The organism is Pseudonocardia sp. ICBG1293, assembly GCF_020131355.1.
Lineage (GTDB): Bacteria > Actinomycetota > Actinomycetes > Mycobacteriales > Pseudonocardiaceae > Pseudonocardia.
In genome coordinates this window covers 683,338-697,823 of the sequence record NZ_JAHLEL010000038.1, presented here as the reverse complement: position 1 = coordinate 697,823, position 14,486 = coordinate 683,338, and the positions used below count along the sequence as shown (strand labels likewise).

General features: G+C 70.6%; 12 protein-coding genes. 5 read left to right on the top strand and 7 right to left on the bottom strand.

From position 1 onward, the window contains the following. Positions 1–25: 25 nt before the first annotated feature. The 4 genes from KPF47_RS17080 to KPF47_RS17065 form a co-directional block, all read right to left on the bottom strand. Positions 26–868, bottom strand: coding sequence for an IS5 family transposase (locus KPF47_RS17080; RefSeq protein WP_224386276.1), 843 nt, complete (start codon positions 866–868; stop codon positions 26–28). Between the two features lie 260 nt (positions 869–1,128). After that, complete coding sequence (locus KPF47_RS17075; RefSeq protein ID WP_224389738.1) at positions 1,129–1,581, bottom strand: IS5 family transposase; 453 nt, start codon at positions 1,579–1,581, stop codon at positions 1,129–1,131. Between the two features lie 176 nt (positions 1,582–1,757). Next, a complete protein-coding gene (locus KPF47_RS17070) occupies positions 1,758–2,981 on the bottom strand; it encodes an IS701 family transposase (RefSeq protein WP_374108863.1) in 1,224 nt (407 codons plus the stop codon). A 188-nt stretch (positions 2,982–3,169) separates the two neighbouring features. Further along, a complete protein-coding gene (locus KPF47_RS17065; protein WP_224389737.1) occupies positions 3,170–4,885 on the bottom strand; it encodes a helix-turn-helix domain-containing protein in 1,716 nt (571 codons plus the stop codon). Between the two features lie 449 nt (positions 4,886–5,334). Here KPF47_RS17065 and KPF47_RS17060 point away from each other — a divergent pair, with 449 nt between their 5' ends. The 3 genes from KPF47_RS17060 to KPF47_RS17050 all read left to right on the top strand — a co-directional run bounded on the left by KPF47_RS17060 (position 5,335) and on the right by KPF47_RS17050 (position 8,262). Then, positions 5,335–5,979, top strand: a complete 645-nt coding sequence (locus KPF47_RS17060) for an AMP-binding protein (protein WP_224389736.1) — start codon at positions 5,335–5,337, stop codon at positions 5,977–5,979. A 17-nt stretch (positions 5,980–5,996) separates the two neighbouring features. Continuing rightward, positions 5,997–7,220 carry an IS701 family transposase gene (locus KPF47_RS17055; protein WP_374108863.1) on the top strand — a complete coding sequence of 408 codons (1,224 nt, stop codon included), beginning with the start codon at positions 5,997–5,999 and terminating at the stop codon, positions 7,218–7,220. 196 nt (positions 7,221–7,416) lie between these two features. Then, positions 7,417–8,262, top strand: coding sequence for an IS5 family transposase (locus KPF47_RS17050; RefSeq protein ID WP_224386179.1), 846 nt, complete (start codon positions 7,417–7,419; stop codon positions 8,260–8,262). A 31-nt stretch (positions 8,263–8,293) separates the two neighbouring features. On the opposite strand, the gene KPF47_RS17045 is transcribed toward KPF47_RS17050, so the two are convergent. The 3 genes from KPF47_RS17045 to KPF47_RS17040 all read right to left on the bottom strand — a co-directional run bounded on the left by KPF47_RS17045 (position 8,294) and on the right by KPF47_RS17040 (position 10,309). Continuing rightward, entirely contained in the window at positions 8,294–8,887 is a 594-nt protein-coding gene (locus KPF47_RS17045) for a plasmid pRiA4b ORF-3 family protein (protein WP_224386178.1), read from the bottom strand. Positions 8,888–9,118: 231 nt separating this feature from the next. Then, a complete protein-coding gene (locus KPF47_RS38820; RefSeq protein WP_255659617.1) occupies positions 9,119–9,241 on the bottom strand; it encodes a hypothetical protein in 123 nt (40 codons plus the stop codon). A gap of 3 nt (positions 9,242–9,244) precedes the next feature. After that, positions 9,245–10,309: an IS630 family transposase gene (locus KPF47_RS17040; protein WP_255658826.1), complete on the bottom strand. Its 1,065-nt coding sequence runs from the start codon at positions 10,307–10,309 to the stop codon at positions 9,245–9,247. Between the two features lie 75 nt (positions 10,310–10,384). Between KPF47_RS17040 and KPF47_RS17035 the strand changes: the two genes are divergently transcribed. Beyond that, on the top strand, positions 10,385–11,401 hold the full coding sequence (locus KPF47_RS17035; protein WP_224389735.1) for a hypothetical protein: 1,017 nt from the start codon (positions 10,385–10,387) through the stop codon (positions 11,399–11,401). A gap of 190 nt (positions 11,402–11,591) precedes the next feature. Beyond that, the gene (locus KPF47_RS40180) at positions 11,592–14,438 is read left to right on the top strand and encodes an LCP family protein (RefSeq protein WP_308015411.1); all 2,847 of its coding nucleotides are present in this window, start codon (positions 11,592–11,594) and stop codon (positions 14,436–14,438) included. The last annotated feature ends 48 nt before the right edge of the window (positions 14,439–14,486 follow it).

The following is a 14,486-nucleotide window of genomic DNA, read 5'->3' as shown; positions in this document are numbered from 1 at the left end:
AGAGGTCGCGCGGATTGGTTGGTGATCATGGACGTCGTGCAGGTCGGGCGTTCCAGCGGTGTGTGGTCCAGGCCTGCCGAATCAAGCTACGGAGTGTGACGATCGTGTCGGCGAGGTCGAAGAACGCGTCGACGACGATTTCTCGTCGTTCGTAGCAGCGCTGCAGCCGGTTGAAGCTGTTGTGCCAAGCGTTGGTCCGCTCGACGTGCCAGCGGCGGGTGGCCTGGATCGGCGCTTTCTCACCCTTGTGCGCGATCTCGCCGTGCAGGCCTCGTTCGGCCAGCGTGTCGCGGGTCTTGCCGGAGTCATAGCCGGCGTCGAGGTGCACGGTGATGTCGTCGGGCAGCGGGCCGAGAGCATCGAGGCGGTCGAGGGTGGGGCCCAGTAGCGGGGAGTCGTGCCGGTTGGCTCCGGCCAGGACTCGGCCCAGCGGGATGCCGTATCCCTCGACGAGCACCGAACGTTTCATACCCTGTTTGCGCCGGTCCACCGGCGACGGACCGGCGACCTCGCCGCCGCCGGGGGCCTTGGTGATGGCGCCATCGACGGCGATGTCGTGCAGCAGCAGACCGACGATGCGGTCGTAGGCGTCCAGGACGATCCGACGCAGCTGGGCGAAGACCCCGAGCCTGATCCACTCGTCACGACGATCGCGGATGGTGGTCGCCGAGCAGGTGCTGTCAGCGATGCCCTCATACGAGCAGCCGAACCGCAGTACCTGCAGGAGCTTGTCGAACACGATCCGATCCGCGATCCGGCGGCGATGGCAGCCCAGCGGATGGGTGGGATCGAACTCGTCTCGATGAGGCAGCAGCGCGGTGAACTGGTCCCACAACGGCTCGGTCAGCCATGATGGCAGGGTGGGCACGCGGCCTCCAGACGATCACGAAGCGTAGATAACTTCATGATCGGCAGGCCCGTACCCGCCCTCGCCCCCAGACACTCGACCGCGGCCAAGCTGTGACCAATCCGCGCGACCTCTTATCTGCGCGGACCCGCTCGGGCCGGGTCCGCGGTCGGCCCGGACCGACCCGTCCGACGCTCAGATGTGACATCAGGTGCGCGAACATCGGGGCGTCACCGGCCTGGCCAGGGCCGACCAGTACGACCAGCGGGCGGCCGTGTCCGTCAACGAGCTGGTGGATCTCCGTGCCGAGCCCTCCGCGGGAGCGGCCCAACGCGTGATCGGGCGGCTCGATCAGCAGATTCTTGTAGTTCGATCCGGCCCCCTGTGTCCCGCTGCAGGGTCGCGGCGTGTTGGTGAGCGCGGATGATCGTCGAGTCGACCGACACGGCCCAGTCCACGAGACCGGCGGAGTCGGCATCGGCGAGCAGAGCTGCGAGAACCTGGTCCCAGGTGCCGTCACCGCAGTAGCGGCGGTGGCGTTTCCATAGGGTCTGCCACAGCCCGAACTCGACCGGGACATCACGCCAGGCCAGCCCGCAGCGGAACCGGTAGATGATCCCCTCGATCACTCTGCGGTGATCGGCGAACGGGCGCCCTGGCATCCCGTCCGACGAGGGCAGTAACGGCTCGAGTCGGTCCCACTGGGCATCGGTCAGGACGGCACGGCGCGACACCTACTGATCATCGCGCAGGCCCGACCAGCCGGGTTAGGAGACGCGCCCTAGTACTCCAGCCGCACTTCGTTAGCTGAGCTGTCTTCGTCGTCGATAGTGGCTTTCGCGGGCTCGGTGTTGGTGGCGACGTCGCCAGGTCGACCAGGCCCAGCACGGCGCCTGGGTGGGAATGTGGATCAGAGGTGCCAGGAGACGTCGGATCTCGGCGAGGGTGAGCGGGATGAGCCCGTGATCAGGTCTTTTGGGGCGATCGCCGCGGTGACCGAGAGGTAGGCGTGGGCGAGAATAGCCAGGGTGACGTGGCGGTACCAGGCGTCGTAACGCCGCACTTGATAGTGGTCGAGCCCGACCTCGTTCTTCGCGGTCTGGAAGCACTCCTCGATCGCCCACCGCGGGCCGGCGACGCGGATGAGGTCGTCGTCGGTGGTGCCGGGCGGGCCGGCGCACAGGTAGTAGGCCAGATCGTGCTCCTCGCCGGCGGAGAGCTGTGTGTCGGTGAGGATCTGACGTCGGACCAGTAGCCATCGGCCCCATCCGGCCGGGGCGTTCTCGGGCGGATACAGCGAGGCCACGGCCCAGTCGTAGAAGCGTTCTCCCTTCACACCCGGACCGGCTGAGCGGCGCTTCCACGCCCGTCCGGGAGCGCGGGCGACCAGGTCGTCGGCCCGTCGTGAGCCGCTGATCTGACAGATGTCGGCGTCCAGGGACAACGGGACGGACTGGCTGCGCGGAACCGCGACGACGTAGCCGATCCGGCGCTGCTCGCACCAGGTGCGGAACTTGTAGTCCTGCCCGTATGCCTCGTCCGCGGTCACCCATCCTGCGGGAACCCCGGCATCGAGGGCACGGCCGAGCATTTCCTTGGCCAGCGTGGCCTTGGTGGCGAACTCGATCTCCTCAGGCACCGCCGCGGCTCGGCAGCGTTCCCGATCACCGGTCCAGGACTTGGGCAGGTAGAGCTCGCGGTCGATCAACGTCCGGCCCTTGCTCGTGGCATAGGCACAGAAGACTCCGAGCTGGCAGTTCTCCACCCGCCCGGCAGTGCCCGAGTACTGGCGCTGCACCCCCGCCGACTTCGTCCCCTTCTTCAGGAACCCGGTCTCATCGACGATCAGCACCCCACCGGACTCGCCGAGGTGCTCGACGACGTAATCCCGCAGGTCATCACGGACACCGTCGACATCCCAGGTCGCGGAGTTGAGCAGCCGCTGCATCCCATCCGGAGTCGTGTCACCGGCGACCTCGGCCAGCGTCCACCCGTTCTTCCCCGCCAACGGCGCCAACAACCCCCGCACATACGCCCGCGCCCGACGCCGCGGTTCCGTCCGGAAGAACCGGCCCGCCACCAGCCCGAACAGCCCATCCAGGCCACCGGCCCACGCCTCGAGATCCTCCTCCACCTGCACAAGATCGAAGCTTAGCGCACATCAACATCACAAACTGCGGCTGGAGTACTAGGCGGCTACGGATCGCGTCGCCCGCGCTCACGAGGAAACGCCCCCGCCGGGGCTCGACGACGGCGGGCGGCGAACACGGCCCCGGCCGTGGTGCGCGGCGGCTCCGAGCCGGACCCGACCTTCGATCACCGTCACACGGGCAGATCGATGTGCATGACGTCCCATACGTGAAGGGCGAGCTGAAGGTCCAGGCGGGTATCGGCCAACCCCAGATCACGGGAGACGAGCTTCTCCAGGCGGACCAGCCGTTGTCCCACGGTGTTGACGTGGACGGTGAGTGCCGTCGCAGCGCGACCGGCGGAGAAGCCGCAGTCGAGCCAGGTACGGAGCGTCGTGAGCAGCTGGGTGTCGCGCCGCTGGTCCTGCTCCGCGATCGGCCGGATGAGCTGCTCGGCAAGGCGCTCGAGGAAGACCGCCGGGGAGTCGGCCATCAGCATCAGCACGAGCACCGAGAGATGCCGGAGGTCGACGATGCCGCGGGCATCGGCGGCGGCACGAAGCCGCGCGGCCCCGGCCGCGGCTCGATACGCGGAACCGACGTCACTCAGCTCGTGGATGGGCGGGCTGATGACGATGGTCACCGGGGACGGAACACAGTCGTCGATCTGCTGCCGCACACGGTTCAGTCCGCTGAGAACGTCCGGTGCGGCCAGGAGCATCACGACGATGTCCTCGCCGTAGACGGTGGCCAGGGCCGGAGTGCGGGTGGCGTATCGCACGTGACGGGTGACGGTGGGGAGGTGCTCGGCGATCCCGTCCGCGGAAACCAGCACCAGGTGGCGTGCAGCGCTGAGGTCGAATCCCAGTGCGCCGGCCCGGTCGAGCAGGACTTGGGGACGGGTGAGGCCCCCACCGCGCAACACGTCGGTAAGCAGGTCGCCCGACAGGCGCTCCTCGACCTCCAGAGCGTGCCGGGCGGTCAGCATCTCGATGCCGACGACGAGGGCGAACTGTTCCACCAGCTGACGACGGGCCGAGTCGGACGCTGCCTGCTCGCCCAGGATCCAGAGCCGGGCGGTCGTCTCACCCCCGATCACGACGGGAGTCGTCCACGCCTCGTCGGCCCCGGTCACGAGGGGTCCCGCCGAGTGGCCCGGTTCGCGCTCCGGGTCGACGCCGGTCAGCTCGCCCCACGGCACCTCACCGTCGTCGGCCCCAGCCGCCGCCAGGACCCGGCCCTCGGTGTCGATGACGGCGACCGGGGCGGCGAGCGCCTCCGAGAGTGCGCCGACGAGCCCGCCCAGTCCTGCCTCGTCGAGAACGAGCTGCATCAGCCGGCGATGTTGCTGTTCGGCCCACTCACGGCCGGCCCTGAACCGCGCGGTGTGGATCGCGGTCGCGGTCTGCTCCGCGAGCAGCTCGGTCAGCTCGATGTCGGCGTCGCCGTATCGGCGTGGCGCCGCCGAGTACCCGACGAGCACACCTACCGGGCTCCCCGACCCGTTCAGCGGGGAGGCGACGAGGCTGTGGTAACCCTGCAGCGGAGACAGACTCAGCCGACCGTAGGACTCGGTGTCCCCGCGGACGTCTGCCACCGCGATCGTGACGGAGTTCCGGTAGGCCCGTGCCGCCGGCGAGTCCGCGCCCGGCGAGTCCGGACGAATCTGCAGGGACCCGCCGTCGCGGAGATTCGCCAGGTAGTCCTCGGTGAGTCCGGACCAGCCGACGATTCCGAGCCGCTCCGACGTACCGTCGGCGAGCATCACCGCACAGAAATCGAACCCGATGAGCTCGCACGCGAGATCGGCGACCCGCGCGAGCACGACATCGAGCGGATCAGCGACATTCACCGCCCGTGAGATCTCGGACACGGCGCGCATCCATGTCCGCAGTACCGGAACGATCATAGTCACAATTCGGCCCCCCACGGAGTACGGACGGCAAGGCTAGGACGTCCCGACCGGTCACGTCGAGAACGCGCGCCGTGTTCTGATCCAGCAGAATCGCGCGCATCATGTAATCGGCCACGAGGACGATCGTGGCGAGTCATGCCGGAGTCGGCCCACCGACCGGCCGCGCTCACTTCACCGTGGATGCGGCGGCGCCGGGACCCTACCGAATCTCGACCGCGAAACCCCTGGTCAGCAGCGCATGGATGCCGTTGCCCAGCAGTGACGGTGGTGCGTCCTGCCCGGAGCACCGGGGACCGCTCCGATCTCTGGGCCGCTGTGATGACACACAACGGACCTCCGTGCTTGCTGTGTCTGCACACCTGGATCGCTGTGACGTCCACAACGCACAATCTGCTCGGAGAGCCGGCGATCCGTTTGAACCACGAGCCGGAGAGAGGTCGAGGATGACGTCGACGAGCGCGCATGAAAATCCGCTGTGGCAGCCTTCGCGCGACAGCGTTTCCCACACCAACATGGCGAGGTTCACCGGGTTCCTGCGAGACAACTCGGGAAAAGTTTTCGATGAGCTGGACTACGCCGGGCTGCACGCCTGGTCGGTCAACGAGCCCACTCGATTCTGGCAGGCCGTGGCCGACTTCTGTGACGTGCAGTTCCACGAACCCCCACGCGCCGTCGCCGAGAACCTCGACGACATCACGACGACCACCTGGTTCCCCGGCTCCACACTGAACTACGCCGAACACGTCCTCGCCCGGCGATCCGGCCGGCACGATGAGGACATCGCGATCCTCTTCGAACGCGAGGACGGCCTACGCGAGTCGGTGTCCTACGGCGATCTCCGTACCCGGGTCGCCGCGGTCCGCACCGGGCTGGTGGACCTGGGCGTCCGACGCGGGGACCGGGTGGTCGCACTCGCCCCGAACTGTGTGGAGACCGTTGTCGCCTTCCTCGCCACCGCGAGTCTCGGTGCGGTCTGGGCGGTCTGCTCGCCGGACTTCGGCGCCCGCGCCGTGGAGGACCGGTTCGAGCAGCTCGCCCCGACAGTACTTAGTACTCCAGCCGCAGTTTGTGATGTTGATGTGCGCTAAGCTTCGATCTTGTGCAGGTGGAGGAGGATCTCGAGGCGTGGGCCGGTGGCCTGGATGGGCTGTTCGGGCTGGTGGCGGGCCGGTTCTTCCGGACGGAACCGCGGCGTCGGGCGCGGGCGTATGTGCGGGGGTTGTTGGCGCCGTTGGCGGGGAAGAACGGGTGGACGCTGGCCGAGGTCGCCGGTGACACGACTCCGGATGGGATGCAGCGGCTGCTCAACTCCGCGACCTGGGATGTCGACGGTGTCCGTGATGACCTGCGGGATTACGTCGTCGAGCACCTCGGCGAGTCCGGTGGGGTGCTGATCGTCGATGAGACCGGGTTCCTGAAGAAGGGGACGAAGTCGGCGGGGGTGCAGCGCCAGTACTCGGGCACTGCCGGGCGGGTGGAGAACTGCCAGCTCGGAGTCTTCTGTGCCTATGCCACGAGCAAGGGCCGGACGTTGATCGACCGCGAGCTCTACCTGCCCAAGTCCTGGACCGGTGATCGGGAACGCTGCCGAGCCGCGGCGGTGCCTGAGGAGATCGAGTTCGCCACCAAGGCCACGCTGGCCAAGGAAATGCTCGGCCGTGCCCTCGATGCCGGGGTTCCCGCAGGATGGGTGACCGCGGACGAGGCATACGGGCAGGACTACAAGTTCCGCACCTGGTGCGAGCAGCGCCGGATCGGCTACGTCGTCGCGGTTCCGCGCAGCCAGTCCGTCCCGTTGTCCCTGGACGCCGACATCTGTCAGATCAGCGGCTCACGACGGGCCGACGACCTGGTCGCCCGCGCTCCCGGACGGGCGTGGAAGCGCCGCTCAGCCGGTCCGGGTGTGAAGGGAGAACGCTTCTACGACTGGGCCGTGGCCTCGCTGTATCCGCCCGAGAACGCCCCGGCCGGATGGGGCCGATGGCTACTGGTCCGACGTCAGATCCTCACCGACACACAGCTCTCCGCCGGCGAGGAGCACGATCTGGCCTACTACCTGTGCGCCGGCCCGCCCGGCACCACCGACGACGACCTCATCCGCGTCGCCGGCCCGCGGTGGGCGATCGAGGAGTGCTTCCAGACCGCGAAGAACGAGGTCGGGCTCGACCACTATCAAGTGCGGCGTTACGACGCCTGGTACCGCCACGTCACCCTGGCTATTCTCGCCCACGCCTACCTCTCGGTCACCGCGGCGATCGCCCCAAAAGACCTGATCACGGGCTCATCCCGCTCACCCTCGCCGAGATCCGACGTCTCCTGGCACCTCTGATCCACATTCCCACCCAGGCGCCGTGCTGGGCCTGGTCGACCTGGCGACGTCGCCACCAACACCGAGCCCGCGAAAGCCACTATCGACGACGAAGACAGCTCAGCTAACGAAGTGCGGCTGGAGTATTAGAGGTCGTTTCAGAAGTCGGCGTGTCGGTCCTGTGTGGATCGGCGCTGGTAGCTGATCATGTCCGGTCGTGGCGCGGCGATCTTGTGTCGAGCGATTGGTGAGCGACGAGCTGTGGGCGCTGGTGGAGCCGCTGCTGCCCAAGCCGCGCAAGCACAAGCGGGGACGGACAGGCCGTCCGCGGGTGCCGGATCGGGCCGCTCTGGCCGGGATCGTGTTCGTGCTCAAGACCGGGATCAGCTGGAACGCGCTGCCCGCCGAGCTCGGCTGTGGGTCCGGAGTGACCTGCTGGCGGCGGCTACGGCAGTGGCAGCAGGCCGGGGTCTGGGCCCAGCTGCACCGGGTGATGCTCGACCGCCTCGCCCAGCAGGGCCTGCTGGACTGGTCGCGGGCGGCGGTGGACAGCGTGAGCGTGCGGGCCAAGCGCCGCGGCGAGGCCACCGGGCCCTCGCCGACCGATCGCGGGAAGGCGGGCAGCAAGTACCACGTGCTCTGCGACCGAGGCGGGCTCCCGCTGCATGCGCTGGTCACCGGGGCGAACACCCACGACAGTCGGATGCTCGCCCCGCTGCTGGACACCAACCCCGGCGTCCGCGAACGGGCGGGACAGCCGGGGCGTCCGCGACGTCGGCCGGACAAGGTGCACGCCGACAAGGGCTACGACTATCCCCGCTGCCGCCGCTACCTGAGTGGGCGTGGGATCGGGGTGCGGATCGCCCGGCGCGGGATCGAGGACTCCACCCGGCTCGGGCGGGTCCGCTGGGTCGTCGAGCGCACCATGTCCTGGCTGCTGGACTTCCGCCGCCTCGCGCTGCGCTACGACCGCGCCGAATCCACGATCACCGCGCTGTTATCGCTGGCCTGCGCCCTGATCTGCCACCGCCGCCTCACCAAGCCGAAGCCGAAGCCGAAGTGATGGTCGACCCAGCCCTCGCTGAGGCACTCGCCTACGAGGTCGGGGCCAGCGGCCGCCAGGCCAGCCACTCCAAGGCCCGGTCGGCCTCGTCAGGGTCGAAGCGGTGCGGGTCGAACGGCCCGCCCGCCCACTCCAGGCGCTCGGCGCGGTCGGGATGGTCAGGGTCGGCGAGCACGGCCTGGAAGTCCTCATACCCCCCGATCCCGCCGACGTCCTCGGGCGGGCACGCCCCCTGCCCGGCGACGCATCGCGGATAGCACACTCCCGGCTCGACGGCCGCGACCGCCTCGACGGTGATCTCGTGGGCCCAGTTGTCACCGAAGTCGTAGACGTAACCGAACCGGTCACCAGCCTTGACCAGCCGAAACAGCTTCTCTTTCGTCTCGTCGGCGACATCCTGTCCGGGCCAGTCCGGGTCTGGGATCCCGTAGCGGCGCCCGACGATCTCGAACTCGTGCAGATGAGAGTTCGTCCAGCCCATCACTGACTGCACCACCTCGTGCAACACCGCCAAGTCGACCTCGCCCGGCACCTGCACCCGACGCCGGACCGCCGGCACCACCTCGGTCAGGACGATCTCCAACTCGAAAATCTTCGTCTTCTCAGACACACGAGGCGCGACCATCAGCCGATGCTGCCAGCCCCGCCGTCACCGGCAGAACCGGGCCCACCACTTCTGAAACGACGTCTTAGAGCGCCCGGCAAATGAGGTCGTTGGGGTGTCGTTGCAGGTAGAGGCACGGACTCTCCAGGCGACCATCAGGACATCAGCAATCCCATGATCACTTGCAGGTCCGTGTCTCTACCAACACCGACACACGGCCACCTCTACTGCCGGACGCTCTTAGAGGTCGTTTCAGAACGACTTGTCGAGTTTCCATTGACCCCTCGACGACAGATCAAACGGCAGGTCAGATAGCCGCTTGTCGTCTACAACAGACACGTCGACCTCGTTCTGAAATGACCTCTTAGGAGACACGCCCTAGTGTCGCGTAAACGATGTTCTTTGACCGGGTCGGCAGTGGTTGAGTAGGTGGTCTGCGGGTTTGGTCCAGATGAACGGGTGGCAGCGTTCGTTCCAGCCGTCGATGAACCGGCCGATCGCGCCGATCAGTTCTCTGACGCTGCCGAAGCTGCCACGGCGAATGGCCTGGCGGGTGATGACCCCGAAAAAGACCTCGACCATGTTCAGCCACGATCCCGAGGTCGGGGTGAAGTGCAGGGTGATCCGCGGGTTGCGGGCCAGCCAGGCCTTCACTGCGGGGTGCTTGTGGGTCGCGTAGTTGTCCACCACCAGGTGCAGCTTGCGCCGCGGGTAGGCCTTCGCGACCTGCTTGAGGAACCGCAGGAACTCCTGATGGCGATGCCGCGGCAGGCACGCCTGCTCGACCCGCCCGGTCGCGACCTCTAACGCCGCGAACAGCGTGGTGGTGCCGTGACGGACGTAGTCATGCGTCCGTTTCTCCGGGATACCGGGCATGATCGGCAGGATCGGCGCTGTCCGGTCCAGGGCCTGGACCTGGGATTTCTCGTCGACGCAGAGCACGACGGCCTTGTCCGGCGGGTTCAGATACAACCCGACGATGTCGCGGACCTTGGCTTCGAGCTCGGGATCGGTGGAGAACTTGAACGTCTCGGACTTCCACGGCTGCAGCCCCCACCGCCGCCAAATCTTGCCGATCCACACGTGGGAGATCCCGAGCTCGGCACCGAGCAGCCGTGACGACCAGTGCGTGACTCCGAGCCGCTCAGGCGGCGGTTCCAGCGTGGCGAGCACGACCGCGACCTCGTCGATCACCGGCGGCCGGCCCGCCTTGGGCCGGTCGGCCAGCCCGGCGATCCCCTCAGCGGCGTAACGCTTCTTCCACCCGATCACCGTCGCCTTCGACGCCCCGACCAGTGTGACGATGTCCTTGACCGCCACCCCGTCCGCGGCCAGCAACACGATCCTGCCCCGTCGGGCCAGTCCCGCCGAAACCGACGAGGAACGCAGCCAGGACTCCAGCACCTCGCGGTCGGCGGCCGGAACGTCCACGGTCACAGTCAACGGCACAGCTCATGATCCCGTAAACCAGCCCGTGAGTAAAGTAACCTAGTTACCGCAACACTAGCCTGGTGGGCGGTGTCCATCACGGGTGAGTTCTCGCGCGTCCTGTCCGTCACGAACCGTCGTCCCCGCGGGCGCCGCACGCGTCCGCCCGTGCTCCTCGCGGCGCTGCTGACCGCCTGCGCGCTGCTCGCGGGGTGCTCCGCGGGCGCCGCCGACCCGGCCCCGGCCCCGGCCGCACCCGCCCCACCGCCCACGCCGGCGGCGCCCACCTCCACCGCTCCCGCGGTGCCGGAGCTCCCCGGCGGCGGCACCGAGGTCTTCCCCGGCCGCCGGATGGCCGCGCTCTACGGCCACCCCGGCACCCCGTCGATGGGGGTGCTCGGTGAGCAGGACCTGCCGCGCTCGATCGCCCGGGCGAAGGATCTCGCCGCCGACTTCCAGCCGCTCGTGCGCGAGCCCGTCGTGCCGGCGTTCGAGATCATCGCGACGGTCGCCGACCGGGCGCCCGGCCCGGACGGCGACTACTCGGCGGAGATGAGCGTCGAGGAGCTGCGGCCGTGGGTCGAGCAGGCGGGGAAGGCCGGCGTCTACGTGGTGCTGGACCTGCAGCCCGGCACCACCGACTTCCCGACCCAGGCGCGGCGCTACGCCGAGCTGCTCGCCCAGCCGCACGTCGGGCTGGCGCTCGACCCCGAGTGGCGGCTGGCGCCCGGCCAGCGTCACGGCGCACAGGTCGGGTCGGTGACCGCGGCCGAGATCAACGAGACGTCCGCGTGGCTGGCCGGGCTGGTGCGCGAGAAGGCGCTGCCCCAGAAGGTGTTCCTCCTGCACCAGTTCCGGGTCTCGATGATCTCCGACCGGCAGCGGGTGGTCACCGCGCACCCCGAGCTGGCGACCGTGCTGCACGCCGACGGCTACGGCACCCGCGAGGAGAAGACCGAGACCTGGAACGCGCTGCACGCCGCGCCCCGCCCGGAGGGTCTGTGGTGGGGCTGGAAGAACTTCATCGACGAGGACCGGCCGACCTTCACCCCCCGCCAGACCTACGCCGTCCGGCCCGAGTCCCCGGTCTTCGTCTCCTACCAGTGACGGGTATGTCCACCCCTGTCCGGCGCCACTCACCGGTGTGGGTGGCCGCTCACCGAGATCGTGATCACGGCAAGTACCCTCACCGGGACCCGAGCGCCGTCGTCGCCGCCGGGTGCGCAGGCACGTGCCGCGGCTCCTCCGAGCGGTACGGCCGCCCCGCCCGTGCCGACCAGTGAAGGGGGTGCCCCGGGTGGACGAACGACCGCAGGAGGGCTCCCGCCCGACCGGTCCGGACCGGCCACGACGACCCGGCCCTCCCGAGCGCGCCCGCCGTGACGACCGTCCGCACCTGCGGAACGAGGAGCGCCGCCGCGGCACCCCGCCGCCCCGCGACCGCGGTGACACACCGCCGCCCGCCCGCCGGACACCCCGGGAGCAGCCGCCGGACCCCGGACGACGCCCCGGCCCGCCCGCCCCCGGCTCGGCGCACCCACCCGCCGGCGCCCCGCGAACGGGCACCGGACCGGCCGGCAGGCCTCCCGCCGGCTCCGACGGCGCGGGCCGTCCCGCCGAGGACGACGCCTGGCTGCCCCGGCGTGAGCGCGAGGCGCAGGCCGCGGCCCGCCGGGCCGCGGCGTGGACCTCGCGCTCCGCCCGGCCGGAGGCACCCGGCCGCGGTGGGCACAGCGACAGCAGGCCCACCGACATCCGCTCGATCCGCGCCACGCGTCGCGGTATCGGCGAGACCGTGAAGGTGCCCGGCAGGCCCGACACCGCCGCCGAGCACCGGCGCCATCGCGCCTCCGAGCCCGACGTCCCCCCGGAGGAGCGCGACCGGGCGGCCCGCCTGAGCGGCGAGCTGCCGATCGTCCCGCGCCGACCCGGTGCTGCGGCGGTCCGCGGGGGCGGTGCGCCCGCACCCGCGCAGCCGCGTCCGGACACCCCGGCACGACCCGTCGCCCCCTCGGGGCCGGGCGCCGGGGGACCGCCCGACGCGGCCCGGCCCGGTCCCGGCAGGCCCGGTCCGGTCCCGCCGGGCGGCGCCCGGCGCCCCGGTGGCCGGCCCGCCACCGGCCCCCAGGCCGTGCCGGGGGCCACCGCGCCCGGCCCGCCCTCCGGCGCCGCCGCGGCGCCCCCCGGCCCCGGTGCACGCGCCTCCGGCCCCGTGGTCCGTCCCGACGGTGCTCCCGGTCGGCCCGACGGTGCTCCCGCCCGGCCCGGCGAGGGCAGGCCACAGGGACGGGTCACCGACGCCCGCACGGGCGGTGCGGCCGGGTCCGTCCCCGCGCGCGACGCGCGCGCCGCTCCCCCGCGCCCGCCGCGCGCCGACCTCGGGGCCGGGGCCGCGACGGGCAGCCCGGGCCCCGCGGGCACCGGCTCCCCCGCGACCGGTGCCGGCGCCTCGGGCCGGAACGGACGGGGCGGCGGCGCCCGCGACGAGGACACGACGCTGTCCCCGCCCGCCGGCCCGTCGGGTGCGCCCGACCCCGCGCGACGCACCCTCGCCGCCGCGCTCGGCCTCACCGCGGCGTCCACCCTGGTCCCCGGCAGCGGCCACCTCGCGCTGCGCCGCCGGCGCACCGGCGGGCTGATCCTGGGCACGGTCGTCGCGATCGTCGTCGGGCTCGCGTCGCTGGTGCTGCTCGCCCGGCGTTCGACGCTGCTGCAGAACCTGCTGTCGACGACCACCCTGACCGTCATCGCCGGCGCGTTGGTGGTCGCGGGCATCGCGTGGATCGCCCAGGTCGCCCGGACCTACGCACTGGCCCGGCCGCGCGGGATGCCGCTCGGCCGGAAGATCCTCGGCACCGGGACCGCGGCGCTGCTGTGCCTGACGGTCGCCGTGCCGTTCGGCTACGGCGTCGAGCTGGTCAACTCCCAGCGCGGCCTGCTGAACTCCCTGTTCCAGGGAGGGGGGACCTCGGCGGCAGAGGCGCTGGGCAAACCCCGGCTGAACGTGCTGCTGCTGGGCAGCGACGCCGGCGACGACCGGACCGGCACCCGCACCGACACCATGATGGTCGCCAGCATCGACACCCGGTCCGGCCGGACGACCCTGTTCAGCCTGCCCCGCAACATCCAGCGGGCCGAGTTCCCGCCGGGCAGCCCCGCCGCGGAGATGTTCCCGAACGGCTTCCACGACCCGTCGCAGCCGCTGTCGGGCGACTACCTGCTCAACGCCATCTACGCCTACGCCGACCAGCACCCGGAGATCGCGCCGTCGGGACCGACCTCGTCACCGGGCATCAACCTGCTCCAGTCCTCGATCGCGTACATGACCGGCCTGCCGCTGGACTACTACCTCGAGGTCAACATGGCCGGGTTCTCCTCGATGATCGACGCCGTCGGCGGGGTCACGGTGAACGTCGGGTCCGAGCCGGTCCCGGTCGGTGGCGTCACCGCGTTCGGCAGGCACGTCACCCCGGACCGCTACATCAGCCCCGGGGTGCAGACGCTGGGCGGCGAGGACGCCCTGTGGTTCGCCCGCTCCCGTCGCGACGGGACCGACTACCAGCGGATGGGTCGCCAGCGCTGCCTCATCCAGGCCGTCATCTCGCAGACCACCGCGACCGAGCTCATCTCCCGGTTCCAGAGCATCGCCGCGGTGACCCGGGACAACGTCGCCACCGACATGCCGCAGCAGGTGCTGCCCGCACTCGCCGTCCTCGCCGACGAGGGCTTCCGGCTGGAGAGCGTCGCGTTCGACCCCTCCCTGCCCGACCCCAACTCCTCGACCGGCTACTTCGTGACCGCCGACCCCGACGTGTCCTACATGCGCGAGGTCGTCCGCAACGCGATCGCCGACCCGCCCCCGGAGCCGGCGCCCGGGACCGCACCGTCGCTCGCCGCCCCCACGACGGAGGCCTCACCGAGCACCGGGTCGTCCTCCTCGTCGTCGTCCTCGTCCTCGTCGAGCGCGTCGCCGACGCCCGACCCGGCCGCCGCCCTGCCTCAGTCGGTCGAGGAGTCCTGCGCCGCGACCGGGGCCGCGGACGTCCCGGCCGACGGCGCCCCGGGCACCTCGCAGGACCCGTCGGCCACCGGCTCGACCGCCGGCTCCGGCCAGGTCGAGGGCTACCGGCCCGACCAGGACTGAGCCGACCCGGGCCCGGCCGGCCCGCGCACCGTGTGGCGCAGACGGCTG

Coding starts and splice junctions, on each gene's coding strand:
- KPF47_RS17065 (WP_224389737.1), bottom strand. CDS start 4,885: ATGATCGTTCCGGTACTGCGGACATGGATGCGCGCCGTGTCCGAGATC.
- KPF47_RS17060 (WP_224389736.1), top strand. CDS start 5,335: ATGACGTCGACGAGCGCGCATGAAAATCCGCTGTGGCAGCCTTCGCGC.
- KPF47_RS17045 (WP_224386178.1), bottom strand. CDS start 8,887: ATGGTCGCGCCTCGTGTGTCTGAGAAGACGAAGATTTTCGAGTTGGAG.